Source organism: Planotetraspora thailandica (genome assembly GCF_016863335.1).
Taxonomy (GTDB): Bacteria; Actinomycetota; Actinomycetes; order Streptosporangiales; family Streptosporangiaceae; genus Planotetraspora; species Planotetraspora thailandica.
In genome coordinates, this window is the sequence record NZ_BOOR01000004.1 from 1 (window position 1) to 24,587 (window position 24,587).

Consider the following 24,587-nt stretch of genomic DNA (forward strand, 5'->3'; position numbering starts at 1 on the left):
TCGGAGAGCACGGAACGCCGCCGCCTTTCGGAGAGCACGGAACGCCGCCGCCTTTCGGAGAGCACGGAACGCCGCCGCCTTTCGGTGAGCAGGCGTTCGGCGAGCAGCCCTTCCGGGACCAGCGTCCGTTCTTCGACCAGCTGCCTCCCGGAGAGGACCCGCTGCTCGGCCAGCGCCCCGACGACCGCGCTGACAACCGCCCCGATAATCGCCCGGACAACCGTGCTGACAACCACGCGGACAGCCGCCAGGACGACCCCCTCGGCCCGCCCTCAGGCCCGTTCGATCAGCCCTCCTTCGATCAGCCGCCCCCCTTCGACCAGCCCCCGTTCGACCAGCCTCAGCCCTCCGACCAGGAGGAGGCGACCCAGTTCGACACGGGGTCTGATTCCGCGGCGGCGCAGGGGCCGCTGGTCTTGGGCGTCGACTGCACCAACGACCACTTCAACGACCCGCGCGCGTCCTTCTGCGCGGTCTGCGGCATCGCGATCGACCAGCTGGCCGCGATCAAATACCAGGGACCGAGGCCGTTGCTCGGGGCTCTCGTACTCGACGACGGGGTGACGCTGCCGCTGGACGGCGACTACGTGCTCGGCCGCGACCCCGAGCGGGCCGCGGAGGTGCAGGCGGGCAAGGCCCGGCCCGTCCGGGTGACCAGCCCCGACGGCTCGGTGTCCCGGCGTCACCTGCGGGTCGCCCTGGAGGACTGGGACGTCAACCTCATCGATCTCGGCTCGGTCAACGGCACGCAGATCCAGCCGCCGGGCGATCCGAACTTCTACGACATCCCGCCGGACGAGCACGTCGTGATCACCCCCGGCACGGCCGTACGCGTCGGGGTGTCCCGGACGATGCGTTACGAGCCCCAGCGGCAGGGGTGAGGCACGGCTGCCGTAGAGGCGGCCGTCAGGGGCGCAGTCGGTCGAGCTCGCCGAGGATCAGCCGTTCGAGGCGTTCCCCGGTGAGCCGGTCCGGATAGAGCAGCCGGTGCACGCTCAGCCCGTCGACCAGCGCGAGCAGCCGCTCGGCCACATCGTCGAGGTCCTCGTCCGTGCGGATCTGCCCTGCTTCGGCGGCGGCCCGCAGGAGGCTGCCCACGAGATAGCGGAGGTCGGCGGCTTCGCGCCGCTGGACCTCCAGCAGGCCCGGGCTGGTGAGGCTGCGCCCCCAGAAGCCGATCTCCAAGCCGGTCTCCGCGGCGCGCTCGTCGTCGAGCGGCACGTTGTCGATGAGCACCTCCCGCAGTGCGTCGACGCCGCTGCGGCCCGACAGCCTGCGGGCCAGGCGTTCGGCGATGCGCCGGTGTGACGCCTCCAGCGCCGAGACCAGGATGTCGTCCTTGTCGGCGAAGTAGTGGGTCAGCACCCCATTGGAATAGCCGGCCTCTTTCGCGATGGCCCGCGTGGTCGCGGCCTCGAGGCCGTCGCGCAGGATGATCCGGCGGGTGGCCTCGACCACCTCGTCACGGCGTTCCTCGTGATTCACGATCTTCGGCATTGCCCTCTGTTCCTTTAGTCGGTCGCCCGTCTATTATCCGCACATGTCGGTTGTCACACTTGGCGTTCACATTGTGGACGTGCTGGCGCGCCCGGTGGAATCCATCCCCGAGGGCCAGGACACCCACCTGGTCGAGCAGATGCGCATCACCGCCGCGGGGGCGGCGGCGGGCACCGCGGTCGACCTCGCGAAGATCGGCGTCCCCGTGGCCTCGCTCGGCGCGGTGGGCGACGACGAGCTCGGCGACTTCCTGATCATGGTCATGCGCAACCGAGGGGTCGACGTCGCCGGAATCGTCCGCAAGCCCGGCGAGCAGACCGCGGCCTCCATCCTGCCGATCCGCCCGGACGGCGGGCGGCCGTCGTTCCACGTCCCCGGCGCCAACCTGGGGTTGTCGCTCGCCGACATCGACCAGGAGCGCGTCACCGCGGCCCAGGTCGTCCACCTCGGCGGCATGGACGTGACGTGGGGACTCCACGACCCGGCGTTCTTCGACCTCGTCGACAAGGCGCGGGAGGGCGGTACGGCGGTCACCATGGACCTCCTGTCCAACATGGCCGACCTCATGCCGGCGGTGCGGGCCTTCCTGCCGCACGTCGACTACTTCCTTCCCAATGAGGAGCAGGCGCTCCTGCTCACCGGGGCCGCCACCGTCGAGGAGGCGGCCGCGGCGCTGCTGGCCGAGGGGCCGCGCGGCGTCCTCATCACGCTCGGCGCAGAGGGCAGCCTGGTCGCCACAGAAGAAGGCCTGACGCGGGTGCCCGCGCTCGACGTGCCCGTGGTCGACACCACGGGATGCGGCGACGCCTACTGCGCCGGGTTCGTAGCCGGGCTCATCGAGGGCAGGGATGTCGTGGGGGCCGCGAGGCTCGGCACGGCCGTCGCCGCCCGGGTCGCGGGCGGTCTCGGCTCGGACGCCGGGCTGGACGGGCCGGTCACCGACGCCTAGCCGTACGGGGACCGGTGAAGGTCCTCGCCCTCTCTTTTCGTGAATTCGGGAACAGGAGCCCGTCATATGAGCGACGTACCGACCACCGGTGACGCCTCACTGCGCAGCCGCGCCGCCAAGGTGATCCCCGGAGGCATGTACGGCCACCTGAACGCCGCGCTGCACGGCGAGAAGTACCCCCAATTCTTCGTCAGGGGCGAAGGGGCCCGGCAGTGGGACGCCGACGGCCGGGAGTACGTCGACCTGATGTGCAGCTGGGGTCCGGTGATCGTCGGGCACCGCAATCCGCGGGTGGAGGCGGCCGCCGCCGCCCAGCAGGCGGCGGGCGACTGCCTCAACGGGCCCGGCCCGATCATGGTGGAGCTCGCCGAGTTGCTGGTGGACCTCATCCCGTCCGCCGACTGGGCGATGTTCTCCAAGAACGGCACGGACGCGACCACGCAGGCGCTGATGGTGGCCAGGGCGGCCACGGGCAGGACCAAGGTGCTGGTCGCCCACGGCGCCTACCACGGCGCCGACCCGTGGTGCACCCCCGGCCTGTCCGGCGTGACCCCCAACCAGCGGGCCGACACCATCGAGTTCACCTACAACGACCTGGCGTCGGCCGAGGCCGCGGCGGCCCAGGCCGAGGGCGACGTGGCGGCCATCCTCGTCACGCCGTTCAAGCACGACTCCTTCGAGGACCAGGAGTTGGCCGAGACCGCGTTCGCCCGCGGGGTGCGCGCCCTGGCCGACCGGCTCGGCGCCGCCCTGGTGATCGACGACGTGCGGGCCGGCTGGCGGCTGGACCTGCGCGGCTCCTGGGAGCCGCTGGGCGTGCGCCCCGACCTGACGGCCTGGAGCAAGGCCATGGCCAACGGCTTCCCCATCGCCGCGGTCACCGGCGCGGACGCGCTGCGCTGCGCGGCGCAGTCGCTCTATTCGACCGGCTCCTTCTGGTTCTCCGCGACCGCGATGGCCGCCGCGAAGGCGACCATCGAGATCCTTCGCGAGGAGGACGGAGTGGCGCTGATGCGCCGTGCGGGCACCCGGCTGCGCGAGGGCCTGGCCGCCCAGGCGACCTCGCACGGGTTCGTCGTCAACCAGACGGGGCCCGTCCAGGTGCCCTGGTTGTCGTTCGAAGGCGACGAGACCCTGGAGAAGGCGCTCCACTGGGCGGGTTCCTGCCTGGACGAGGGCGTCTTCCTTCATGCCTGGCACAACTGGTTCCTCTCGGCCGCCCACACCGACGAGGAGATCGACCGGGCGCTCCAGGGCACCGACGCGGCCTTCGCGAAGCTGCGGGCCGCGTTCGGAGCCGACTGACCGCCGTCAGCGGTGCCGCGCCCACTGGAGATCGTCCACGCGGGTGCCGTCCGGACGGGGGAGCAGGCCCTTCACGATGAACTCGCGGGTGAATCCGGCCCGTTCGAGCACCCGCTGTGAGGCCGTGTTCTCCAGGGCGGTGCCCGCGATGATCCGGTGCAGCGCGGTGTGCTCGAAGGCCCACTCGACCAGCAGGTTCACCGCGCGCGTCATCAGGCCGTGCCCCCGATGGTCGCGGTGGAGGCTGTAGCCGACCATGGCCTGCTCCAGCGGCGCGACGACGTTGGCCAGCTGGATGTGCCCCGCGAACGCGCCCGTCCCGGCCCGGCGGATGGCGAGCTCCACGCGCTGGCCGGACAACCACCACATGCCTGCGTGCCGGCACCGCATCACGCTGTCGGCGTAGGAGGGCGCCTGCGGCGGAACGCTGTACTTGTACGACTCGGGGTCGGACTGCATCGCGTGGTAGTCGTCGGCGTCTCCGGGGACCAGCGGCGAGAGCCGTACGACGCCGTCGGTCAGCGACCCGGAGGGGAAGCCGCCGGGGAAGAACGGCAGGAAGGGCTCGATCGGATCACTGGGGTCGCCCGCCAGCCTGGAGAAGGCGATCGAGTCGTGGCGGACGCCGTCCAGCGTGGCGTACTCCTCGCGAAGCACGCCCTCTCGCGTGTACCCGGACCGGTAGGCCACCCGCTGGCTGGCGATGTTCTCCACGCCGGTCAGCAACTCGATGCGCGGCATGCCGTGGGAGAAGCCCCAATCGGTGAGCGAGCGGACTGCGGCCGTCGCCACGCCGCGGCCCCGGGCCCACCGCGCGAGCATGTAGCCGATCTCACTGTTGCCGAACCTGTCCGGCGGCTTCAGCAGCGAGGCGCCCAGGAACTCGCCGGTGCCCGCGTCGGCGATCACGAACTGGGCTCCGCCGCCCTCCCAGGCGTCCTGCGCCTTCGCGAACCAGGCCAGGGCGTCGTCTTTCCCGTACTCCTCGGGCACGAACGGGATGAACCTGGTGACGGCCGGGTCGGCGTAGGCGCGGATGAGCGGGTCGAGGTCCTTGTCTTCGGGAATGCGGAGGATCACGGGGCCGGCGGTGAGGGGTTCGCGGGGCAACATGCCCAATTGCTACCAGTACCACCATTGATGCACCAGTAGATTTGTGTTAGTAGTAGGTGCCAGGTGTCCGGCTTGTAACGTTCTGTCCGGCTCGTGGGCGGTGGGTGCGCCCTCGGCGCCCGATAGCCTTTTCACCATGGGTTTTCGCAGGCACGGCCCCTTCCAGGCCGGAGATCAGGTTCAGCTCACCGACCCGAAGAACAAGCGGCACACGGTGACGCTCAAAGAGGGCGGCGTCTTCCACACGCACAAGGGGTCGATCCCGCACGACGAGCTGATCGGTCAGCCTGAGGGGTCCGTGGTCAGGTCCTCCGGGGGCACGGCGTATCTGGCGTTCCGGCACCTGCTGCACGACTACGCCGTCTCCATGCCGCGCGGCGCGGCGGTGATCTATCCCAAGGACGCCGCGCAGATCGTCGGCATGGCCGACATCTTCCCCGGCGCCCGGGTCGTGGAGGCCGGGGTGGGGTCGGGCGCCCTCACCTGCTTCCTGCTGCGCGCGGTGGGGACGGAGGGTTCGGTCACCTCCTACGAGCGCCGCCCCGACTTCGCCGAGACGGCCACCAAGAACGTCGAGAAGTTCTACGGCGGGCCCGTGGACCAGTGGCGGCTGGTCGTCGGCGACTTCGTCGACGCGCTCGACGAGACCGACGTCGACCGCGTGATCCTCGACATGCTCGCCCCCTGGGAGTGCGTCGACGCGGCCGCCAAGGCGATGACCCCCGGCGGTGTTATCTGCTGCTATGTGGCGACGACGACTCAGTTGTCCAGAACGGTGGAGACCCTCAGAGAACACGGGAGTTTCACCGAGCCCCACGCGTGGGAGACCTTGGTTCGCGACTGGCATGTCGAGGGCCTGGCCGTACGGCCGGACCACCGGATGGTCGGCCACACCGGCTTTCTCGTCACCGCTCGTCGCATGGCGGACGGCGTCACGCCCCCGCCGAGGCGCCGGCGTCCAGCGAAGGGGGCGTATGGGGAGGGCACCGAAACAGAGTGACGATTCAGCTACAAACCGGCAAAGCCAGGTGACAAGGGAACAAATGGGTGTGTTCCTTATGCTGCGAGAATAAACGTTCCATATGGCATCAAACGGCGGACACCCAATGTAACTACACGAACACTGCCCGGCCAGGTTACGTACAGCGCCAAGATAGGTAGGGTCTTGAGTAGTCGTTCTCGACGGGGAAGGAGGTGACGGGGCGTGGCAGCTCGCGACGACGCTGAGGCTCGAGCCGCGCAGCGCGAAAGGGAGGTCGCGGATCTCACAACACAGGTCTCCTTCCTGCAAGAGGAGATCACCGCGTTGCGCCGGAAGCTGGCGGAATCTCCCCGGCAGGCCAGAGTCATCGAAGAACGTCTCCACGAGGTGCAGGCGCAGGTGGCCGCCCTCACGAGCCAGAACGAGCGGCTGGTCTCCACCCTCAAGGAGGCCAGAGACCAGATCGTCGCACTCAAGGAAGAGGTCGACCGGCTGGCCCAGCCGCCGTCGGGTTTCGGAGTGTTCCTCGAAGCCAGGGAAGACGGCACGATCGAGGTGTTCACCGGCGGCCGCAAGCTGCGGGTGAACGTGAGCCCGGCCGTCGACGTCGACTCGCTCAAGCGTGGCCAGGAGGTCATGCTCAACGAGGCGCTCAACGTGGTCGAAGCCCTCGGCTTCGAAGACGTCGGCGAGATCGTGATGTTGAAGGAGCTCCTGGAGGACGGGCAGCGTGCGCTCGTCATCTCGCACGCGGACGAGGAGCGTGTCGTCAAGCTGGCCGAGTCCCTTCTCGACCAGCCGATCCGCGCCGGTGACTCGCTCCTGCTGGAGCCCCGTTCCAACTACGTGTACGAGCGGATCCCCAAGTCCGAGGTCGAAGAGCTCGTGCTCGAAGAGGTCCCCGACATCTCCTACCAGGAGATCGGCGGCCTGAGTCGGCAGATCGAGCAGATCAGGGACGCCATCGAGCTGCCCTACCTGCACGCCGACCTGTTCCGTGAGCACAAGCTGCGCCCGCCCAAGGGCGTGCTCCTGTACGGCCCGCCCGGCTGCGGCAAGACCCTCATCGCCAAGGCCGTCGCCAATTCCCTCGCCAAGCAGGTCGCGGAGAAGACCGGCCAGTCCGGTAAGAGCTTCTTCCTCAACATCAAGGGCCCCGAGCTCCTGAACAAGTACGTCGGCGAGACCGAGCGGCACATCCGCCTGGTCTTCCAGCGGGCGCGCGAGAAGGCGTCCGAGGGCACCCCGGTGATCGTGTTCTTCGACGAGATGGACTCGATCTTCCGGACGCGTGGGTCCGGCGTCTCCTCCGACGTGGAGAACACCATCGTCCCCCAGCTGCTGTCGGAGATCGACGGAGTCGAGGGCCTGGAGAACGTCATCGTGATCGGCGCCTCCAACCGCGAGGACATGATCGACCCGGCGATCCTGCGGCCCGGCCGCCTGGACGTCAAGATCAAGATCGAGCGGCCGGACGCCGAGGCGGCCAAGGACATCTTCTCGAAGTACATCATCAGCGATCTTCCGCTGCACGCCGACGACCTGGCCGAGCACGGCGACAGCCGTGACGGCACGATCGCGGGCATGATCCAGCGGGTCGTGGAGCGCATGTACACCGAGAGCGAGGAGAACCGCTTCCTCGAGGTGACCTACGCCAACGGCGACAAGGAGGTCCTGTACTTCAAGGACTTCAACTCCGGCGCGATGATCCAGAACATCGTCGACCGCGGCAAGAAGATGGCCATCAAGGAGTTCCTGGAGACCGGGCAGAAGGGCCTGCGGATCGCGCACCTGCTGGCCGCGTGCGTGGACGAGTTCTCGGAGAACGAGGACCTGCCCAACACCACCAACCCCGACGACTGGGCGCGCATCTCCGGCAAGAAGGGTGAGCGGATCGTCTACATCCGCACGCTCGTGCAGGGCAAGCAGGGCACGGAGGCCGGCCGGTCGATCGACACGGTGGCCAACACCGGACAGTACCTCTGATCTCTCGGCGGCATCCGGTGCGGGCTAAACCCCCGGGATGTTCAAGAGGTTGGAGAAAATAAAGAAAGTCGGAAAGCGGCACGATCCGAAGGGATCGTGCCGCTTTCGTTTTGCTTTGTACGGCCATCGCGGTGATAGGCATAAAACCTGGTCAGTGCTCATTTCCCGGGCATGTTGGACGGGCCGTTGGTCCCGGGACGGCATGCCCGCAAAGGCATCCAGGTGGTGGCTTCTCCGGCCCAGCCGTACGTTCTTGCACAAAGTCCCTTGGGATCGGAGCCGTAACTGTCTGGCAGCCGGGCATAGAGAAGGGGCTAGGCTCGGGGATATAACGGCGGAACGACAGCCTGAAGCAGGCGGGGTGCGCATGACGGTTCGGCGGGTGATGGGCATCGAGACCGAGTACGGCATTGCCGTGCCCGGCCAGCCCGGGGCGAACGCGATGGTGACCTCTTCGCAGGTCGTCAACGCGTATTTGGCGGCTTCGGCCGCCCGCGCCAGGCGGGCTCGATGGGACTTCGAGGAGGAGAACCCGCTCCGCGACGCGCGTGGGTTCGATCTCGCCCGCGAGGTGGCCGACCAGAGCCAGCTCACCGACGAGGACCTGGGGCTGGCCAACGTCATCCTCACCAACGGCGCCCGGCTGTACGTCGACCACGCCCACCCCGAATACTCCACGCCGGAGTGCACCAACCCGCGTGCCGCGGTGATCTGGGACAAGGCGGGCGAGCGTGTCATGCACGACGCCGCCGTCCGCGCCTCCGGGATGCCGGGCAACGCCCCGATCCAGCTCTACAAGAACAACACCGACGCCAAGGGCGCCTCCTACGGGTGCCACGAGAACTACCTGATGCGCCGGGCGACGCCGTTCGCCGACATCGTCCGCCACCTCACGCCGTTCTTCATCTCCCGGCAGGTCGTGTGCGGGGCGGGGAAGGTCGGCATCGGGCAGGATTCACGGGGCGAGGGTTTCCAGATCAGCCAGCGGGCCGACTTCTTCGAGGTGGAGGTCGGCCTGGAGACCACGCTCAAGCGGCCGATCATCAACACCCGCGATGAGCCCCACGCCGACCCCGAGAAGTACCGCCGGCTGCACGTCATCATCGGCGATGCCAACATGTCGGAAATTTCGACGTATCTGAAGCTGGGAACCACGGCTCTCGTCCTCGCCATGATCGAGGACGGGTTCCTCACCACCGACCTGTCGGCGGAGTCGCCGGTGGCGGCCCTGCGCGCCGTGTCCCACGACCCGACCTGCAAGTACGAGATCGCCCTCCGCAACGGCCGCAAGATGACGGCCGTCCAGCTCCAGATGGAGTACCTCGAGCAGGCCCGCAAGTACGTCGAGGACCGGTACGGCTCCAGCGTCGACGAGATGACCAAGGACGTGCTCAACCGCTGGGAGTCGGTGCTCACCCGGCTCGCCGAGGACCCGATGCAGCTGTCCAGGGAGCTCGACTGGGTGGCCAAGCTGGAACTGCTCGAGGGCTACCGCACCCGCGACGGCCTGTCGTGGAGCCACCCGCGCCTGCAGCTCGTCGACCTGCAGTATTCCGACATCCGGCCCGAGCGGGGACTGTACAACCGGCTCGTCGCGCGTGGCCGCATCCAGCGGCTCGTGGACGAGGACGAGGTGGGTCGGGCGATCGAGATGCCGCCGACCGACACGCGGGCCTACTTCCGCGGCCGGTGCCTGCGCCAGTACAGCGATTCGGTGGCCGCCGCCTCCTGGGACTCGGTGATCTTCGACATTCCCGGCAGGGAGTCGCTGCAGCGGGTGCCCACCCTCGAACCCCTCCGGGGCACCAAAGCGCACGTCGGCGATCTCCTCGACCGATGCCGGACCGCCGCCGATCTGGTGGCGGCCCTGACCGGCGAAAGGTGAGCAGGCTCCCCGCCGAACCCCGGTGACCACGCGCCTGACGCTCGTCAGCCATGCCCTCACGGCGGCCATGGTGGCTGCGGCCTTCCCCGCCGACGAGCCCGTCGACGGCAGGAGGCTCACGGGCCGGAGCGGCCCCTGGGAGGGCCCGACGGCCGCGCTGAGGGGGCCGGAGCTGCGGTGCGCGCAGACGGCCCGGTGGCTCGGCCTGGAGGCCGAGTCGGTTCAAGGGCTGCGTGACTGCGACTTCGGGAGCTGGCGGGGCCGCACGCTGGCGGATGTGCAGGCGGACGACCCCGAGGGCGTCGGCCGCTGGCTCGCCGACCCCGGCGCGGCCCCCCACGGAGGGGAGTCGGTGCACGACCTGATCGGACGCGTGCGCGCCTGGCTGGCCGAGCAGGCCCCCGGCCGGGCCGTCGGGGTCACCCATCCGGCGGTGATCCGCGCGGCCGTCGTGCACGCCCTCGGCGCCCCTCCTGGGGCATTCTGGCGGGTCGACGTCGGGCCGCTGGGCCGGGTCGAGCTGACCGGCAGAGACGGCCGCTGGAACCTCCGCCTGGGAGCCGGAGCCTGATCCGCAGGGAAGCCGGAGCCGAGGGAGGCGTGCCGCCGTCGTACACTCGGGCGGCGGCGCGGCAGGGGGCCCGCCGCACAGCGGAAACGAGGTAGACCGATGAGCGGCGTTCCCCGGCTCGTGATCGCGGCCCCAGGGTCGGGCACGGGGAAGACCACCGTCGCGACCGGCCTCATGGCGGCCCTCGCCGGCCGGGGCATGCGGGTGTCGCCGCACAAGGTGGGGCCCGACTACATCGATCCCGGCTACCACGCATTGGCGACCGGGCGGCCGGGCCGCAACCTCGACCCCTGGCTCACGAGCGAGGACCTGATCGCCCCGCTCTTCCTGCACGGCTCGGCCGGCGCCGACGTCGCCGTCATCGAGGGGGTCATGGGGCTGTTCGACGGTGTCGCCCCCGGTCCGGGAGCACCCGCCGCCGGGCGGCACGACCATCACGCCTCGACGGCGCATGTGGCCCGGCTGCTGGACGCCCCCGTCGTGCTCGTGGTCGACGCGGCGGGCCAGGGGCAGTCCGTGGCCGCTCTCGTGCACGGATTCGCCTCCTACGACACGCGGATCCGGCTCGGCGGGGTGATCCTCAACAGGCTCGCCTCCGAGCGGCATGAGGAGATCTGCCGCGGCGCGCTCGAAGACGCCGGCGTGCCCGTCTTCGGCGCGATCAGGAGGGCCGCCGAGATCGAGACGCCGTCGCGCCATCTCGGCCTGATCCCGGTGGCGGAGCGCAGGGCCGAGGCCGTCCGTACGGCCGAGCGCCTCGCGGCCCTCGTCGCGGAGTCCTGCGACCTCGACGGCCTCGTACGGCTCGCGCGGTCGGCGCCGGCCCTGCCGGGGCCGGCGTGGAGCGCTGAGGAGGCGGTGGGCCGCGACGGGACGCCCGCGCCGGCGCAACGTCCCAGAATCGCCGTGGCGGGCGGGGCGGCCTTCACGTTCGGCTACGCCGAGCACGTGGAGCTGCTGGAGGCGGCCGGGGGAGAGGTCGTCACCTTCGACCCTCTGCACGACGAGGCGCTGCCCGAGGGCACCGGGGGCCTGGTCCTGCCCGGAGGGTTCCCCGAGGTCTACGCGAGCGCCCTGTCGGCCAACGTGCCGCTCCGCGGCCAGGTGGCCGCCTTCCGGGGGCCGATCTCGGCCGAGTGCGCCGGATTGCTCTATCTGGGCCGCGAGCTGGACGGGCTGGAGATGTGCGGCGTGCTCGACACGACCGCCCAGATGACCCGGCGGCTCACACTCGGCTACCGGGACGCCGTGGCCGTGCGGGACACGCTGCTGACCCGGGAGGGGGAGCGGTTCCGCGGCCACGAGTTCCACCGCACGGTCTGCACGCCGCCGGGCGAGCCCGTCTTCCGGTGGCGGGACGGCGCCGACGGGCACGTCCGGGGGGCAGTGCTGGCCTCCTACCTGCATCTGCACTGGGCCGGCAGCCCCCGGCTCGCCGCGCGGCTGGTCGACGCCGCCCGGCCATCCTCCTGATCTACATTGTAAAGGCGCCGGGCTGGAGCGCCTCGGCGCGCCGTCCCGGAAGGGCCGCCGCGATGCCCTGCCTGCGGAGCAGGTCGACCAGCAACGCGGACGCGGCATCCGCCGACAGGCGCTCGGCCGGATCGGCCCGCAGCAGGCCGTCGAGCACCGGCCGCAGGGGCCCGGCCGCGTCGGAGGAGTCGTCGTCGCCTGCGGCGTCGGCGGGCTCGCCGGGCGCTCGTCCCGCCACGGCGAAGTGCAGGGTGGCACCGAACGACCACAGGTCCGAGGCCGCGGTGGCCGCTTCGCCGAGCAGCCGCTCCGGCGCCGTGTACGACAGGCGGGAGCCCGGCCGCCGGGGCGTCCCGGCCGACCCTGCGAACACGAATTCGGTGAGAACCACCCGGTCCTCGGTCAGCAGGACGTTGGAGGGGTTGACGTCGCCGTGCACGATCGACTCCACGTGCGCGTGCTGGACGCCCGCCAGGAGCTGGAAGCCGACCCAGGCCGCCCAGTGGACGGGAAGCCGGCCAAGATGCCGCACCGTCTCGTCGAGCGTGAGGCCGCGCAGCAGCTCGGTCACCATCCACAGGCGCCCCTGGTCTTCCAGGAGGTCGTGCACCGTCACGACGGACGGATGGGTCAGCCTGGCTGCCGACCGGGCCTCACGCAGGGCCTGCTGCCGGGCCGCCGCGAGGTCGTCCGCGCCCGTCCCGGCGGGCGGGCGCACCTCCTTGACCACGACGTCGCGCTTGAGCCGGAGGTCATGGGCCTGCCACATGACGCCGCCGTCCTCCTGGCGGAGCGGTGACACGAGCCTGTACCGGTCTCCGAGCAGGTGCCGCCGATCCGTTGCCATCAACTCCCCGATTCACACTGCAGCCGCCCCCGGGCTGAGCAACCACATTGTCGTCCGGTCCGGCGGTGAGCAGTGACGGCGGGTGGCCCGCTGGGGATAACGATCCGATCTCCAGGCATCCGGCCAGGGGTTGCGCCGCAGCGGTGAGCAGGGTTGTCTGGCCGGGTGGCCCGGTGCCGGGGGAGAAAGATCGCGAGGCTCTGCGCGCGAATTGTCGTCCGGTTCGGGGAAAATAGGAGGAGAGGGACATCCCCCGAGCAGCGGAGGTAGCAGGCATGGCGACCAAGGACACCGGCGGCCAGAAGCAGACCGGCCGCCAGGAGAACGAAGTCGAAGAGGTCGAGGCGCAGACGCCGACCGACGTTCAGGAGCGCCAGGAGAAGCTCACCGACGACGTCGACGCGATCCTCGACGAGATCGACGAGGTCCTCGAGGAGAACGCCGAGGAGTTCGTGCGGAGCTACGTGCAAAAGGGCGGCGAGTAGGGCGATCCCGGGGGTGAGCTCCTGCCGGCCTGGCCGTGCGGGGGTTCGCCTGCGTTCAGGACAGCTGAACGGTCGCGATCTCGAAGGGGCGGAGCGGAAGCCGTACCGCGCCTTCGGCGACCTCCAGCGGGGCGGCGGGGGTGCCGAGCGCGCCGGCGAGGCGCGCGTGGGTGAAACCCCCGTGGATCACGGCTTCGGTGGCCGCGGGCCACTCGGCCACCAGCCGGATCTCCAGCCATCCGTCCCTCTCCCGCAACGCCGTCATCAAGACGCCGTCGCCAGAGACGGCGAGTCCTTCCCATGAGGGGACCGGCGGGGCCCCGGCCCCGGTGCCGGGGAAAGCCGGCATGCCGTGCCTGAATTCCTCCGCCAGGCGCGGCAGTGCCGCCTCGTGCCAGGTCCCCCCGTACGGGAGCACCGCGAGACTCGCCGACCACGGCCCCTGACACTGGGCGCGCGGGGTGGCGAGCTGCGGGCCCGCCGGCTCGTCCCGGTAGGGGTTGCGGTCGCGTGACAGCAGGCCGACCGACCTGACCAGCGTGAGCGCCAGCTCCGACCGGTCCACGACCTCGTATTCGGTGACGTGCTCGAGCAGCACCGCGAGCCCGCCGGCGGCGGCGAACGACTCCGCCGGGAAGGTCGGCACGGGCTCCTCGCCGCATCCGCCCTCGGCGGTCAGGCCGCGGCGCACGACCGCCAACTGCCCCTCGGCGAACGACTCCCCGGCGGCGTACGGCAGGGGAGCGTGCCACCTGATGCGATGGTCGCGGCAGCGTACGTCCATCGAGACGTCCAGCCGCACGTACGGCTCGCCGGTCCGCAGCTCCACCCGGGTGCGCACCTCCGTCCGCGCGGGCCATTCGTAGGTTCTGACCACGTCGAGCACGGACACGAGGGGTCCCGAATGGATCTCCTCCACGGTCACCCGCACGGGCGCGTCCATGACCACGTCGTCAGGGGGAGGGGCGTAGTTGTACGTGTCGCCCGCGTCCCCGCCATGGGCGATGCGGCCGACGCCGTGGACCTCGGTCCCGTCGAGGCCCCGCAGCGACAGCGTGCCGTCCGCGGCGACCCGCACGCTGAGCAGCCCGTTGTCCAGCGTGTGGGTGCCGGCTCCGTGAACGGGCCCCCTTACTGGGGCGGACCCGAGCGCCGGGCGCGGGCCGCCGAAGCGGGGCACGGACGCGGTCAGCACCGTCCGCCCGAGCGGCGGGACGGTGACGTGCGCGGCCACGGTGACCACGGGCTCGGCCACCGTGCGGACCAGCCACGGCCCCGGCCGCGCCTCCAGGAGCGCGCGGCGCAGCTCCTCGTGGTCGTAGGCGCCGGAGGCGTGGCGGCTCACCGTGATCGTGAACACGCCGCCGCCACCCCCGTCACGGCCGGGCTCCGCCGCCCAGGACACGATCTCCCGGCCGAACAGCTCCCGGTCGTGCACCCGGCCGAGCAGCCGGCTCAGATCGTCCATGAGGGTCTCGTCGAGCAGGGTGGGGGCGTGCTCCAGCCGCTGCACCGGTACGGCCAGGCCGTCGCCGGTCACCAGCGCCGCCCGATGCTCGGGCACGTCGGCCAGCACGAGCCCGGAGCGTTCGAACGGCGACGGGTTGACCACCACGATCGAGTCTCTGGCGGCCCCCGCGGCCAGCGTCGCCCCCACGAGGTCGACGACGGCCTGGCCGATCTGCTCGGCCTCGGCGATGCGCGCGGCCACCTGCTGAGCGGTCTCGTCGGATCCGCACCCGGTGACGGAATCATGCCCGCTGCAGGCGATGACGCGCCTCCAGGCCATGTCGAGCAGCCGGGAGGCGACGGTCCCGTCGACCGGCCACAGGGCCGCCAGCGGTTCGGCGTAGCGGGCGATCACCCGTTCCGCCCGGGCCATCGCCTGCTTCAGCGGCACTCGGGCTGAGATCACGCCGGGCAGCACGTTGGCCCGGGCGTGCGAGCGCAACTCCCCGCGCACCTCGGGCACGGGATCGGCGGGGTCCGCCGTGTCCATGAGCATGTCCATGAACTCGCCGAGGGTGGCCACGGCGAGCCCGGCCGACGTGATCGCCCGGTCGGGGGCCGTGTGGTCGGCTCCGTACATCGCGAGCAGGGGGCCGCCCGAGCTCCAGCCTTCGGCGGCCGAGACGAACGCGGCCGAGCGCTCGGCCTGCCCCTCGGGCGGGCCGCTGAGCAGCGCGACGGCGTTGCCGTACCCGCCGGGGAGGTAGCGGGTGGTGACCGAGGTGCCGTCGGCGCCCGTCCAGACGAAGGTGTCGCGGTCGACGTGCGCGGGCACCCCGCGCCACAGGCAGGCCCGGCGCAGCCCGGCCAGCGCGAGGATCTGCGGCATCTGTGCGCAGTGCCCGAACTGGTCGGGCAGGTAGCCGACGCGCATCGCTCCGCCGAGCGCGTCCGAGCCGCGCATGCCGTACTCGAGGTTGCGGATGAGGGTCTCGCCCGAGCAGAGGAACTCGTCGGCGAGGATCAGCCAGGGGCCGACGGCGAAACGGCCCTCGGCGACGAACCGCACCAGGTCGTCGCGGCGGGAGGGCCGGATCTCCAGGTAGTCCTCGACGGCCGCGAGCTGCCCGTCCATGGTGAACCGGTAGGCGGGGTCGGCGGCCATCGCGGCCAGCACGTCGTCGAGCATCCGGACCAGGCCCATCCGGAAACGCTGGAACGGGAGGTACCACTCCCGGTCCCAGTGGGTGTGCGGGACGACGACGACCTGCGGCTGCTCAGAGCAGTTCTGAGAGCCGTTCTGCGGGCTGTTCTGCGGCTGTGGGGTCACTGTCGCTCTCCTCGACGCATTCGCCGCCCAGGGGATGTCCGGCCCATTCGGCGTAGCGGCGCACGATCCGCTGGGCGGTGACGATGTCCTCCAGCGCGCCCTGCAGCCCGGTCAGCGGGGGTTCCCCCTGGGTGACGAACCGGTGGAAGGCGACGAGCTGGCGTTCGAACGCCTCGGCGACGTCGCGGTGGACCGTGCGCCGCTCGGTGGTGCCGACCCGTGACAGGCAGGTGAGCGTCGTGGGCGCGTTCATCAGATAGGGGGAGGGGAAGCGCAGCTCCATCGACCCGTGGTCGTGGTGGACCGCGACCGTCTCGTGGTAAGCGGGGTAGCCGGGCAGATAGTGCCAGCGCAGGCCGTACCGGCCCGCGCCGTCGCCGCGCAGCGTCCCGCTCACCTCGACCGACGGCGGGAAGGCGTCGGCGGGCCAGACCGCGGCGTGGTCGACGGTGTCGGCCGACCCGGTGAACAACCGCATGAGGGACAGGTCGTGGCACATGCTCCCCAGCACGACCCGGGAGTACAGCCGCCGCAGCCGCTCCGACGAGGTGCCGAGCGCGGTGGCGAGCGCCTGGTCGTCGGCCTCCAGGTAGGGGGCGACCCGCTCCGGCGCGGGTTTGGCCGCGCGGACCCTCGCGAACAGCAGTTGCGACTCGTCCGACGGGTGCAGCACGGTGACGTCCAGGTGGCGCACGGCCATGGCCCCGCCCACTTCGTGCAGGGTGTCGAGCATGCGCTGGGCGGCCGGGTCGTACTGCTTCATGTAGCCCACCATGAGCCGGGCGTCCCTCGGGATGCCCTTCAGCTCGGCCAGGCTGTAGGCGAGCGGCTTCTCGCACAGGACCGGGAGGCCCCGGTCGAGGGCCGCCCGCACCAGCGGCCCGTGGGAGCCGCTCGTCAGGATGATCACCGCGTCGAAGGCGCCCGACATGCCGGCGTCGAGCGTGGCGATCGGGTCGTCGAAGGCGGCGGCGCCGATCTCGCGCCCGATCGCCTCGGCGTGGCCGCCGTCCAGGTCGCAGACGGCTGTGACCCGGAAGACGTCGCGGCGCCGGGCGAGCAACGGCAGGTAGACGACCTGGGCCGCGACCCCCAGCCCCACGACGGCCACTTTCACCACGTCCACGTCCACCAACCCCTCACGTCTGAGCGTGGTCACGCGCGGATTCGCCGAATGCCCCCTGACCTTCCCACAGTGCCGCCCGGCCACACGGTCATCCGCACAGGGCCATCACCTCGTTGGAGGGCGTCTCCAACCGGTGCACGCCGGGCCGGGCGGGCAGAATCACGCGGTCTCCGCGCACCACGGTCCGCGTCTCCGGCCCCCACAAGATCAGTCCGTCCCCTCCCACGACCAGGAACACCTCCCCGTGGCGCAGCAGCAGCGGCCCGTCAGGAGAGGCCGACACCGCCGTCCGCCCGTCCTCGACCGCGCGCACGACCGCCTCCGGGCCGTCGCACGCCCGGTCGGCGAGCACCCACGTCGTCGGGGCGCCCGGCGGATGTCCCTCCTCGGGCCGGTGGAAGTCCCCGCCGCCCACGACGACGAGGTCGTCGGCCCACGTCTGCGCCCATGCGAGCGGGGCGCCCCACGTGCGGTCCCACCAGCTCCAGTGCCACAGCTCGGCCGTGCGCGGGCGCACGTCCGCCGGGTGCCGCCAGGCGCAGTCGGCCGCCAGCGGGTGATTGACCGACAACACCCCGCCCTGGTCCTGTACGGCTTTCGCCCACTCGCGCGCCGGGCGGCGGAAGTCGATCCAGTCCAGGCTTCCCAGGGCGTTGGCGTGCCCGAGGTCGGTGGTGACCTCCTGCCCGGGAACCAGCATGATTCCGGCCAGCGCGCCGGCGGCGGGCAACTCGGCGTGGTGGCTGGTCGTGTTGTGGTCGGTGACGGCCAGGAAGTCCAGCCCGCGGTCGGCGGCCAGGCACGCCAGCTCGTAGACGCTGAGCGAGCCGTCCGAATGGTGCGTGTGGGCGTGCAGGTCGCCGGCCATCCAGCCGAACCCGTCGAGCGTGGGCAGGTCTCTGCGGGTGGCCGCGGGCACCGGGTGGAACGACCGCGGCGCCCGCCCGCGGCGGCTCGGATGGTCACGCGGCATGGCCGGCGGCCGCACGTGCGTGATCACCGTCACCTCGTACGGCAGGCCGTCGAGGGGCACGCGGTGCAGGCCGAGCCACACCCGCCAGACCCCCGCCTCGATCTCGCCCGGCAGGTAGCCGGGTGTGGCCCACTGAGGCGCGACGGTGAACTCGGTGCGAGCCCCGCCCGACCAGCCGCGGAAGCCGTACGGCCCGGAGCACCCGAGGTCGAGGACGCCGGCCGAGCGGTCGTAGGCGAGCCGCACGGTCAGGGCGGCGGTGCCCGCCGGGATCTCGACCTCGACCTCCCTGACCGGGCCGGTCAGTCGGTCGTCGAGGGTCCACGTGCCCCGGATCGTCGTGGACCGCCGCGGCGTGCGCCTGCGTCGCTCGGCTGGTACGGCCATGCGCGGTCACTCCTTCGCTCAGATGTGGGCCAGCAGTGCGTCGTCGCGGTAGAGCAGTGCGCGGCCGGGCCGGGGCACGGCCCAGGCGGGAGCGCCGGGTTCGGGTGCGCCCGTACCCGGCGGGCCCTCGGGCACGACGACCTGCACCAGGGCGTCACCGGTGTCGAGGGTGACGAGATAGGAGGTGCCGAGGTTCTCCACGACCGCTACCTTCCCCGCGAAGGACGCGTTCCTCTCCGGCGGAGCGGATTGTGATAGATCCGCATACTCCGGGCGCAAGCCGTACACGAGCGGGCCGTCCTCGACGCCGGGAGGGAGGGGGAGCACCACGCCGGCCACGTGAAGCGCGCCGCCCTGGGCCGCCCCGGGAAGCAGGTTCATCGGAGTGGAGCCGATGAAGGAGGCCACGAACGTGCCGGCCGGCCGGTGAAAGACCTCCGGCGGCGTGCCGACCTGCACTATCCGGCCGGCGTCCATCACTGCGATCCGGTCGGCGAGCGCGAGCGCCTCACCCTGGTCGTGCGTCACGAAGACCGTGGTCACGGCGAGCTCGCGCTGCAGGCGCTTGAGGAACGTGCGGGCCTCCAGGCGCAGCCGGGCGTCGAGGTTGGACAGCGGCTCGTCGAACAGGAACACCTTGGGGTGGCTCGCGACCGCCCTGGCCAGGGCGACCCGCTGCTGCTGGCCGCCGGACAGCTGGCCGGGCCTGCGGGCGAGCAGTCCGGACAGGCTGAGGCGGGAGGCCGTCTCGGCTGCCCGCGCCTCTCGCCGCGCCCGGGGCACCTTCTTGATCCGCAGGGGGTAGGCGATGTTGGCCGTGACGTCCATGTGGGGGAACAGCGCGTAGTCCTGGAAGACCATCGCGACGTCCCGCCGCCCCGGGGGCGTCCCGGTGACGTCGACGCCACCGATACTGACATTTCCGGATGTGGGGGCTTCCAGGCCGGCGATCGTGCGCAGCAGTGTCGTCTTCCCGCAACCGGACGGCCCGAGCAGGGCGAAGAACTCCCCGTCGGCGATCTCCAGGTCGAGGGAGTCGATCGCCCGGACCCCGCCCGGGAACTCCTTGGTCAGACCGCTGAGCGAGATCACCGCTTGATCCCTCCGTGGAAGCGGAAGCCGTACCTGCGGCTCACGAAGACGTACATCACGACCACCGGCAGCGAATAGAGCAGCGAGAACGTCGAGATCAGGTCGAGGCGCGGCGCACCGCCCTCGGTGTAGAGGGTGTAGAGGATCACCGCGCCCGGCGACTTGCCGGGGTCGCGCAGCAGAATGAACGGTTGCAGGAAGCTGCCCCACACGTTGGCGACCGCCCACACCGCGATCGTCGCCAGGCCCGGCCGTACGAGGGGGATCACGATGTGCCGCAGGATCTGCAGCGGCGAGGCGCCGAACACCCGGGCCGACTCCTCGTAGGACGCGGGTGTGCCGTCCATGAAGTCCTTCAGGATGAAGATCGCCGCCGGTAGCAGGCCCCCGGACAGGGTGAGTACCACGCCGAGATGGGTGTCGATCAGGTTGAGGCGGGTGGCCAGCTCGAACAGCGGCACCATCGCCGCCGTCCCCGTGACCACCGACGACAGCAGGAGCAGCAGGTACAGCAGGGCGTCGCGGCCCGGCACCCTGACGCGGGACAAGGCGTACGCCGCCAGGGCCGCCAGCACCACCACCAGGGCCGCGCTGCCGCCCGCCTGGATGACCGAGTTGCCGAGCGAGCTCAGCGCGTACGGATTGTCCAGAAGAGAGCGGAAGTTGGCCAGGGTGAACTCCGGAACCGACGTGGTGATCGACGGGTGCGCGTCGAACGGCGCCGACGCCAGCCACAGCAGAGGCAACGAGAAGAACCCCAGCACCACCGCGAGAAACGTCGCCCTCCCGATCGTCGCCAGCGCATGGCGTGTTTGATTGCGCTCGCTTCGCTCGCGCGGCTCGGGGCGCCTGGAGGCCGCGTCTTCCCTCGTCGCGTCCTCGCTCGTTCCTCGCTGCGGGCGCTCCTCAGTCCAGAAGCGGCCGCGCCCCTCGCTCCGTGGCGGCGGGTGGTGTTGGTCGGGCTCCTCGCGGGTCATGGGGACACCGCCTCGCGGCGGCCGCGCAGCAGGCGCAGATACACGAACGCGAAGACGAGGTTGACCAGCAGCACCAGGAACGAGATCGCCGCGCCGAATCCGAGCTGCCCGCCGCTGAGGGCGACGTTGTAGATGTACACCGGCAGGATCTCCGAACGGCCCTCGGGGCCGCCCGCGGTGATCTGGAACGACGTGAAGTCGTTGAAGGTCCACAGGCTGATCAGCAGCAGGTTCGTCAGCACGTGACCCTTGATTCTCGGCAACACCACATCTCTGAGCTGCTGAAACGTCGACGCCCCCGCGAGCCTGGCCGTCTCCAGGTGGGAGGGCGGCACGTTCTCCAGGGCCGCGCCGTACAGCATCATCGAGAACGCGGTTCCCCTCCAGACGTTGAACACGATGATCGACGGCATGGGGTGGTCGAGCAGCCACGCGAAACCGGGGGTGTGGAGCAGCGCGTTGAGCGTGCCCGCGTCCCGGTCGAGCAGCGCGATCCACAGGAAGGCGACCACGGACGACGGCAGGATCCACGCGAGCAGCACCAGGCCCTCGACGACCCGCTTGACCGGCCCCGGGCGGTTCCGCAGCACCCACGCGAGGGCGAACCCCAGCACCGCCTGGCCCACCACCGCCGACCCCAGGACGTACTGCACGGTGAGCCAGAGCGAGTTGCGGAACCGCTCGTCCTCCAGGGCGGAGGTGTAGTTGCCGAGCCCCACCACCTGCGGGTCGGCCGCGGCCAGCCCGGTGAGCCGGTAGTCGGTCAGGCCCAGATAGATCGTCCAGAGCGCGGGGAAGACGAGGAAGACCCCGATGAGGACGAGCGCGGGCAGCACGAATCCGGCGGCCCGCGCCCGCCCGAGCCCCGCAGGGTCAGCCGGCGACATTGGCGGGGCCGCCGACGACGGCCTCGACCTTGCGCTGGTAGGCGGCGGCCGCCTCGTCGACCGACCCGCCCGACACGACGGCGGCGGTGGCTTCCTGCAGGGCGGTCGAGACCTGCGGATAGACGGCCAGAGGCGGCCGGTACGCGGTGATCGGCAGCACCTTGTCCGACACGAACTTCAACATCGGGTCGGCCGACAGCACCTGGTCGTTGACGTCGGTGCGCGAGGTGATGCGCGCCGCCCCGGCGAGCTGCGACGTGGTGGCCTCGGCCGAGTGCATGAACGCGAGCAGCTCCCACGCGAGCTTCGGGTTCTTCGAGTTGGGGTTCAGCACCCGTACGGCGCCGCCCGACATGCTCACGAAGTCCTGCCCCCGGATGCCGGCGCCGGGGCGTTTGGCGGGGATGAGGGCGTAACCGACGGCCGCGTCCCTGTTCGGCATCGGCGCGACCCCTGCCTTCGGCTCGACGACCGCCCGCCAGAAGTAGTCGCCCTCGGCGAGGATGCCGATCTTGCCTTCGGCGAACTGGGCGAACGACTTGTCCCTGCCCTGCACCTCCTGCTGGAGCCTGGGGTCGCCCAGCCCGGTCGTGTAGATCTGCCGGTAGAAGCCCAGCACGTCCTTGAGCGCCTGGGAGCCGCCCGTCCACTTGCCGTCGGCCCAGATCTGCGCCCCCGCCCCGGCGAGCAGCGGCAGCGCCCCCTGCATGGTCGTCGCCTCACCCATCGCGGTGCCCGCGTTGAGCTGGATCGGCACCGGCACGCCCGCCCTCTTGAGCGCGTTCCCGGCGTCGATGATCTCCTGCCAGCTCTTCGGCTGCCAGTCGGCCGGCAACCCCGCCTTCGCGAACAGGTCCTTGTTGAAGTACAGGACCCGCCCGTCGGTGCCCTCCGGCAGGCCGTACTTCTTGCCCTCGAAGACGCCCAGCCCCTGTACGGCCTGCGGGATCCGGCTCCAGCCCTCCCAGGACTCGGCCTCGGGTCCCGCGACGTCGGGCAGCGGCTTGATGTACCCCGCCTGGGCGAACTCGCCCACCCAGATGCCGTCCAGGTCGATCACGTCGGCTCCGGCGCGCGACTTGAGGTCGAGGGCGATCTTCGTCTTGTACTGCTCGTCGTCGACCCCGCTCGGCTGGAACACCACGTGGACCACGCGGCCTTTCGCCTTCTGCTCGGCCTCGAACCGGGGGATGACCCACTTCTCGGTCCAGTCGGCCGTCTCCGCGTTCTTGCCCCCGGAGATCGCGTTCGCCGCGATGACGAGGGTGACGCCGTCAGAGGATTCGTTTCCGGTGCCGCAGGCCGCCAGGACGAGTACGGCTCCTGCCAGCGCCGCGAGTCCGCGTCTCATGAGACCTCCCCGTCGAAGTCATGACGTACAGACAAATCGACAGTCGCACGCGACTACTGAGGCGTAAAGAACGTGTAAAGAAACGGTTTGGTGAACGGGTCAGGCCCGGCCCGCGATGCCCGTGCGAGGAACGCCGGGAAAGCGATCAAGAAGTACGGTTCGCGCTGAGCTGATCGGGAAGAGTGCAACCAGTGCGGAGACATGAGTAGGGTCGTGCGTGACAACGCACGCTTGGAGGGAGTCGCGTGGCATCTCAGCAGGCCTGGATGAACAACCTCTTCACATATACGGGATCCTCGTCGTTCACGGAGTTCCTGAACGTGCACGCGCCCGATCTGCTGCCGGCCCGCGCCCAGGCGCCGGCCGCCCGGGTGAGTGACGAGATCCCGCACGCGACCACGATCGTCGCGGCCACCTGCGCCGGAGGCGTGGTGATGGCCGGCGACCGGCGGGCCACCTCGGGCAACATCATCTCCCAGCGGGACATCGAGAAGGTCTTCCGCACCGACGACTACTCGTGCATGGGCATCGCCGGCACGGCCAGCACCGGCATCGAGATGGCCCGGCTGTACCGTGTGGAGCTGGAGCACTACGAGAAGACCGAGGGTCGCTCGCTGTCGACCGAGGGCAAGGCCAACCGCCTGGCCACCATGATTCGCGGCAACCTTCCCATGGCCATGCAGGGCCTGGTGGTCGTCCCGCTGTTCGCGGCCTACGACCCCGCCACGGACGCCGGCCGGATCTTCGGCTACGACGTGGGCGGCGGGCCGTACGAGCAGCGCAACTACCACGCGATCGGCTCGGGCTCGATCTTCGCGCGGGGCTCGCTGAAGAAGCTGTACCGGGAGGACGCCAGCCCTGAGGACACCGTCAAGGTCTGCCTCAACGCGCTCTACGACGCGGCCGACGACGACTCGGCGACCGGCGGCCCCGATGTGACGCGGAAGATCTGGCCGGTGATCGCGGTGATCACCGCGGACGGCTTCCGCCGCATGCCCGACGCCGAGGTCGCCGAGCTCGTGCAGTCCATGCTGGATCTGCGGATGACCGACCCCGACGGACCGACCGCACCGCTGCGCTAACGCGAAGAGAGGAAAACCCCCGTGTCCATGCCCTTTGGATATGCCTCACCCGAGCAGATCATGCGGGACAGGGCGGAGTATGCGCGCAAGGGCATCGCGCGAGGCCGCAGCGTGGTGGTCATGCAGTACGCCGACGGCATCCTGTTCGTGGCCCCCAACCCGTCCAAGGCGCTCCACAAGATCAGTGAGATCTACGACCGGATCGGCTTCGCCGCGGTGGGGCGGTACAACGAGTTCGAGTCGCTGCGCCTGGCGGGCATCCGCTACGCCGACATCAACGGCTACACCTTCAACCGCAGCGACGTCACCGGCCGGGGCCTGGCCAACCTGTACGCCCAGCAGCTCGGCATGATCTTCACCGAGTCGATCAAGTCCCTCGAGGTCGAGATCGTCGTCGCGGAGGTCGGCGACAGCCCCGCCGAGGACCAGATCTATCGGCTGACCTTCGACGGCTCCGTCTTCGACGAGCAGGGCATGGCCGTCATCGGCGGTCAGGCGGAGGCCGTCGGCGGACGCCTCAAGGAGCGCTACCGCGACAACCTGCCGCTCCCCGAGGCGCTCGACGCGGCCCTGGCCGCCCTGACCGAGCCGGGCGGCGAGCGGCCGCCGGCGGCCCAGCTCGAGGTGGCGGTGCTCGACCGCGGCCGGGAGCACCGCAAGTTCCAGCGCCTGACGGGGCCCCGGCTCGAGCGCCTGCTCGAGGCCGCGCCCCCCGGCGGGACGCCGGAGGGCGCGGCCCCCGCCGAGGAACCGGAGGGTGAGGCTCCCACGGGGCCGCCCACCGGGCCGGACGGCGACATCGACACCGGTTCGGCCGAGTAACCGTTTTTTCCGGCAGTG

At 70.8% G+C, this 24,587-nt stretch carries 21 protein-coding genes; 11 read left to right on the forward strand and 10 right to left on the reverse strand.

The features are described 5' to 3' along the window. Positions 1-881 (forward strand): FHA domain-containing protein (locus tag Pth03_RS00900; protein WP_203942132.1); only part of this gene is annotated, 881 nt, incomplete at its 5' end. A gap of 25 nt (positions 882-906) precedes the next feature. Here Pth03_RS00900 and Pth03_RS00905 read toward each other — a convergent pair. Beyond that, positions 907-1,497: a TetR/AcrR family transcriptional regulator gene (locus Pth03_RS00905; protein ID WP_203942133.1), complete on the reverse strand. Its 591-nt coding sequence runs from the start codon at positions 1,495-1,497 to the stop codon at positions 907-909. A 43-nt stretch (positions 1,498-1,540) separates the two neighbouring features. Here Pth03_RS00905 and Pth03_RS00910 point away from each other — a divergent pair, with 43 nt between their 5' ends. Both Pth03_RS00910 and Pth03_RS00915 read left to right on the forward strand, forming a co-directional pair. Next, positions 1,541-2,446, forward strand: coding sequence for a carbohydrate kinase family protein (locus Pth03_RS00910; RefSeq protein ID WP_203942134.1), 906 nt, complete (start codon positions 1,541-1,543; stop codon positions 2,444-2,446). Between the two features lie 66 nt (positions 2,447-2,512). After that, the gene (locus Pth03_RS00915; protein WP_203942135.1) at positions 2,513-3,751 is read left to right on the forward strand and encodes an aminotransferase class III-fold pyridoxal phosphate-dependent enzyme; all 1,239 of its coding nucleotides are present in this window, start codon (positions 2,513-2,515) and stop codon (positions 3,749-3,751) included. 6 nt (positions 3,752-3,757) lie between these two features. On the opposite strand, the gene Pth03_RS00920 is transcribed toward Pth03_RS00915, so the two are convergent. Then, entirely contained in the window at positions 3,758-4,864 is a 1,107-nt protein-coding gene (locus Pth03_RS00920) for a GNAT family N-acetyltransferase (RefSeq protein ID WP_203942136.1), read from the reverse strand. A 136-nt stretch (positions 4,865-5,000) separates the two neighbouring features. On the opposite strand from Pth03_RS00920, the gene Pth03_RS00925 reads away from it, so the two are divergent. From Pth03_RS00925 to Pth03_RS00945, 5 genes are all read left to right on the forward strand, one after another. Then, complete coding sequence (locus tag Pth03_RS00925) at positions 5,001-5,864, forward strand: tRNA (adenine-N1)-methyltransferase (protein ID WP_203942137.1); 864 nt, start codon at positions 5,001-5,003, stop codon at positions 5,862-5,864. Between the two features lie 204 nt (positions 5,865-6,068). Further along, positions 6,069-7,832, forward strand: a complete 1,764-nt coding sequence (arc, locus tag Pth03_RS00930; protein ID WP_203942138.1) for a proteasome ATPase — start codon at positions 6,069-6,071, stop codon at positions 7,830-7,832. A gap of 367 nt (positions 7,833-8,199) precedes the next feature. Beyond that, a complete protein-coding gene (gene dop, locus Pth03_RS00935; RefSeq protein WP_203942139.1) occupies positions 8,200-9,717 on the forward strand; it encodes a depupylase/deamidase Dop in 1,518 nt (505 codons plus the stop codon). Between the two features lie 22 nt (positions 9,718-9,739). Then, entirely contained in the window at positions 9,740-10,288 is a 549-nt protein-coding gene (locus Pth03_RS00940; protein ID WP_239118670.1) for a histidine phosphatase family protein, read from the forward strand. A 99-nt stretch (positions 10,289-10,387) separates the two neighbouring features. Continuing rightward, the gene (locus Pth03_RS00945; protein ID WP_203942140.1) at positions 10,388-11,761 is read left to right on the forward strand and encodes a cobyrinic acid a,c-diamide synthase CobB; all 1,374 of its coding nucleotides are present in this window, start codon (positions 10,388-10,390) and stop codon (positions 11,759-11,761) included. A gap of 1 nt (position 11,762) precedes the next feature. Here the strand turns inward: Pth03_RS00945 and Pth03_RS00950 are convergent, their stop codons facing one another. After that, positions 11,763-12,608 (reverse strand): serine/threonine-protein kinase, encoded by an 846-nt coding sequence (locus Pth03_RS00950; protein ID WP_203942141.1) that lies wholly within the window; start codon positions 12,606-12,608, stop codon positions 11,763-11,765. A gap of 275 nt (positions 12,609-12,883) precedes the next feature. On the opposite strand from Pth03_RS00950, the gene Pth03_RS00955 reads away from it, so the two are divergent. Further along, on the forward strand, positions 12,884-13,093 hold the full coding sequence (locus tag Pth03_RS00955) for a ubiquitin-like protein Pup (protein WP_203942142.1): 210 nt from the start codon (positions 12,884-12,886) through the stop codon (positions 13,091-13,093). 55 nt (positions 13,094-13,148) lie between these two features. Here the strand turns inward: Pth03_RS00955 and Pth03_RS00960 are convergent, their stop codons facing one another. The 7 genes from Pth03_RS00960 to Pth03_RS00990 are packed head-to-tail and all read right to left on the reverse strand — an operon-like array spanning position 13,149 to position 22,665. Next, complete coding sequence (locus tag Pth03_RS00960) at positions 13,149-15,872, reverse strand: glycoside hydrolase family 38 N-terminal domain-containing protein (protein WP_239118671.1); 2,724 nt, start codon at positions 15,870-15,872, stop codon at positions 13,149-13,151. Beyond that, a complete protein-coding gene (locus Pth03_RS00965; protein ID WP_239118672.1) occupies positions 15,820-17,031 on the reverse strand; it encodes a Gfo/Idh/MocA family protein in 1,212 nt (403 codons plus the stop codon). Before Pth03_RS00965 ends, Pth03_RS00960 begins: the two co-directional genes overlap by 53 nt. Before the next feature lie 55 nt (positions 17,032-17,086). Continuing rightward, a complete protein-coding gene (locus Pth03_RS00970; protein WP_203942143.1) occupies positions 17,087-18,358 on the reverse strand; it encodes a CehA/McbA family metallohydrolase in 1,272 nt (423 codons plus the stop codon). Between the two features lie 18 nt (positions 18,359-18,376). Continuing rightward, positions 18,377-19,450 (reverse strand): ABC transporter ATP-binding protein, encoded by a 1,074-nt coding sequence (locus Pth03_RS00975; RefSeq protein WP_203942144.1) that lies wholly within the window; start codon positions 19,448-19,450, stop codon positions 18,377-18,379. Beyond that, a complete protein-coding gene (locus tag Pth03_RS00980) occupies positions 19,447-20,427 on the reverse strand; it encodes a carbohydrate ABC transporter permease (protein WP_239118673.1) in 981 nt (326 codons plus the stop codon). Before Pth03_RS00980 ends, Pth03_RS00975 begins: the two co-directional genes overlap by 4 nt. Further along, positions 20,424-21,314, reverse strand: a complete 891-nt coding sequence (locus Pth03_RS00985) for a carbohydrate ABC transporter permease (RefSeq protein ID WP_203942145.1) — start codon at positions 21,312-21,314, stop codon at positions 20,424-20,426. Before Pth03_RS00985 ends, Pth03_RS00980 begins: the two co-directional genes overlap by 4 nt. Next, a complete protein-coding gene (locus Pth03_RS00990) occupies positions 21,301-22,665 on the reverse strand; it encodes an extracellular solute-binding protein (protein ID WP_203942146.1) in 1,365 nt (454 codons plus the stop codon). Before Pth03_RS00990 ends, Pth03_RS00985 begins: the two co-directional genes overlap by 14 nt. 266 nt (positions 22,666-22,931) lie before the next feature. On the opposite strand from Pth03_RS00990, the gene prcB reads away from it, so the two are divergent. Further along, positions 22,932-23,747 (forward strand): proteasome subunit beta, encoded by an 816-nt coding sequence (gene prcB / locus Pth03_RS00995; protein ID WP_203942466.1) that lies wholly within the window; start codon positions 22,932-22,934, stop codon positions 23,745-23,747. A 27-nt stretch (positions 23,748-23,774) separates the two neighbouring features. Next, positions 23,775-24,569, forward strand: coding sequence for a proteasome subunit alpha (gene prcA, locus Pth03_RS01000; protein WP_203942467.1), 795 nt, complete (start codon positions 23,775-23,777; stop codon positions 24,567-24,569). Positions 24,570-24,587 lie beyond the last annotated feature (18 nt).

What these genes read in the sequence shown, in the direction of transcription:
- Pth03_RS00905 (WP_203942133.1), bottom strand. Translation starts at nt 1,497, where the DNA reads ATGCCGAAGATCGTGAATCACGAGGAACGCCGTGACGAGGTGGTCGAG.
- Pth03_RS00910 (WP_203942134.1), top strand. Translation starts at nt 1,541, where the DNA reads ATGTCGGTTGTCACACTTGGCGTTCACATTGTGGACGTGCTGGCGCGC.
- Pth03_RS00915 (WP_203942135.1), top strand. Translation starts at nt 2,513, where the DNA reads ATGAGCGACGTACCGACCACCGGTGACGCCTCACTGCGCAGCCGCGCC.
- Pth03_RS00920 (WP_203942136.1), bottom strand. Translation starts at nt 4,864, where the DNA reads ATGTTGCCCCGCGAACCCCTCACCGCCGGCCCCGTGATCCTCCGCATT.
- Pth03_RS00925 (WP_203942137.1), top strand. Translation starts at nt 5,001, where the DNA reads ATGGGTTTTCGCAGGCACGGCCCCTTCCAGGCCGGAGATCAGGTTCAG.
- dop (WP_203942139.1), top strand. Translation starts at nt 8,200, where the DNA reads ATGACGGTTCGGCGGGTGATGGGCATCGAGACCGAGTACGGCATTGCC.
- Pth03_RS00945 (WP_203942140.1), top strand. Translation starts at nt 10,388, where the DNA reads ATGAGCGGCGTTCCCCGGCTCGTGATCGCGGCCCCAGGGTCGGGCACG.
- Pth03_RS00950 (WP_203942141.1), bottom strand. Translation starts at nt 12,608, where the DNA reads ATGGCAACGGATCGGCGGCACCTGCTCGGAGACCGGTACAGGCTCGTG.
- Pth03_RS00955 (WP_203942142.1), top strand. Translation starts at nt 12,884, where the DNA reads ATGGCGACCAAGGACACCGGCGGCCAGAAGCAGACCGGCCGCCAGGAG.
- Pth03_RS00970 (WP_203942143.1), bottom strand. Translation starts at nt 18,358, where the DNA reads ATGGCCGTACCAGCCGAGCGACGCAGGCGCACGCCGCGGCGGTCCACG.
- Pth03_RS00980 (WP_239118673.1), bottom strand. Translation starts at nt 20,427, where the DNA reads ATGACCCGCGAGGAGCCCGACCAACACCACCCGCCGCCACGGAGCGAG.
- Pth03_RS00985 (WP_203942145.1), bottom strand. Translation starts at nt 21,314, where the DNA reads ATGTCGCCGGCTGACCCTGCGGGGCTCGGGCGGGCGCGGGCCGCCGGA.
- Pth03_RS00990 (WP_203942146.1), bottom strand. Translation starts at nt 22,665, where the DNA reads ATGAGACGCGGACTCGCGGCGCTGGCAGGAGCCGTACTCGTCCTGGCG.
- prcB (WP_203942466.1), top strand. Translation starts at nt 22,932, where the DNA reads ATGAACAACCTCTTCACATATACGGGATCCTCGTCGTTCACGGAGTTC.
- prcA (WP_203942467.1), top strand. Translation starts at nt 23,775, where the DNA reads ATGCCCTTTGGATATGCCTCACCCGAGCAGATCATGCGGGACAGGGCG.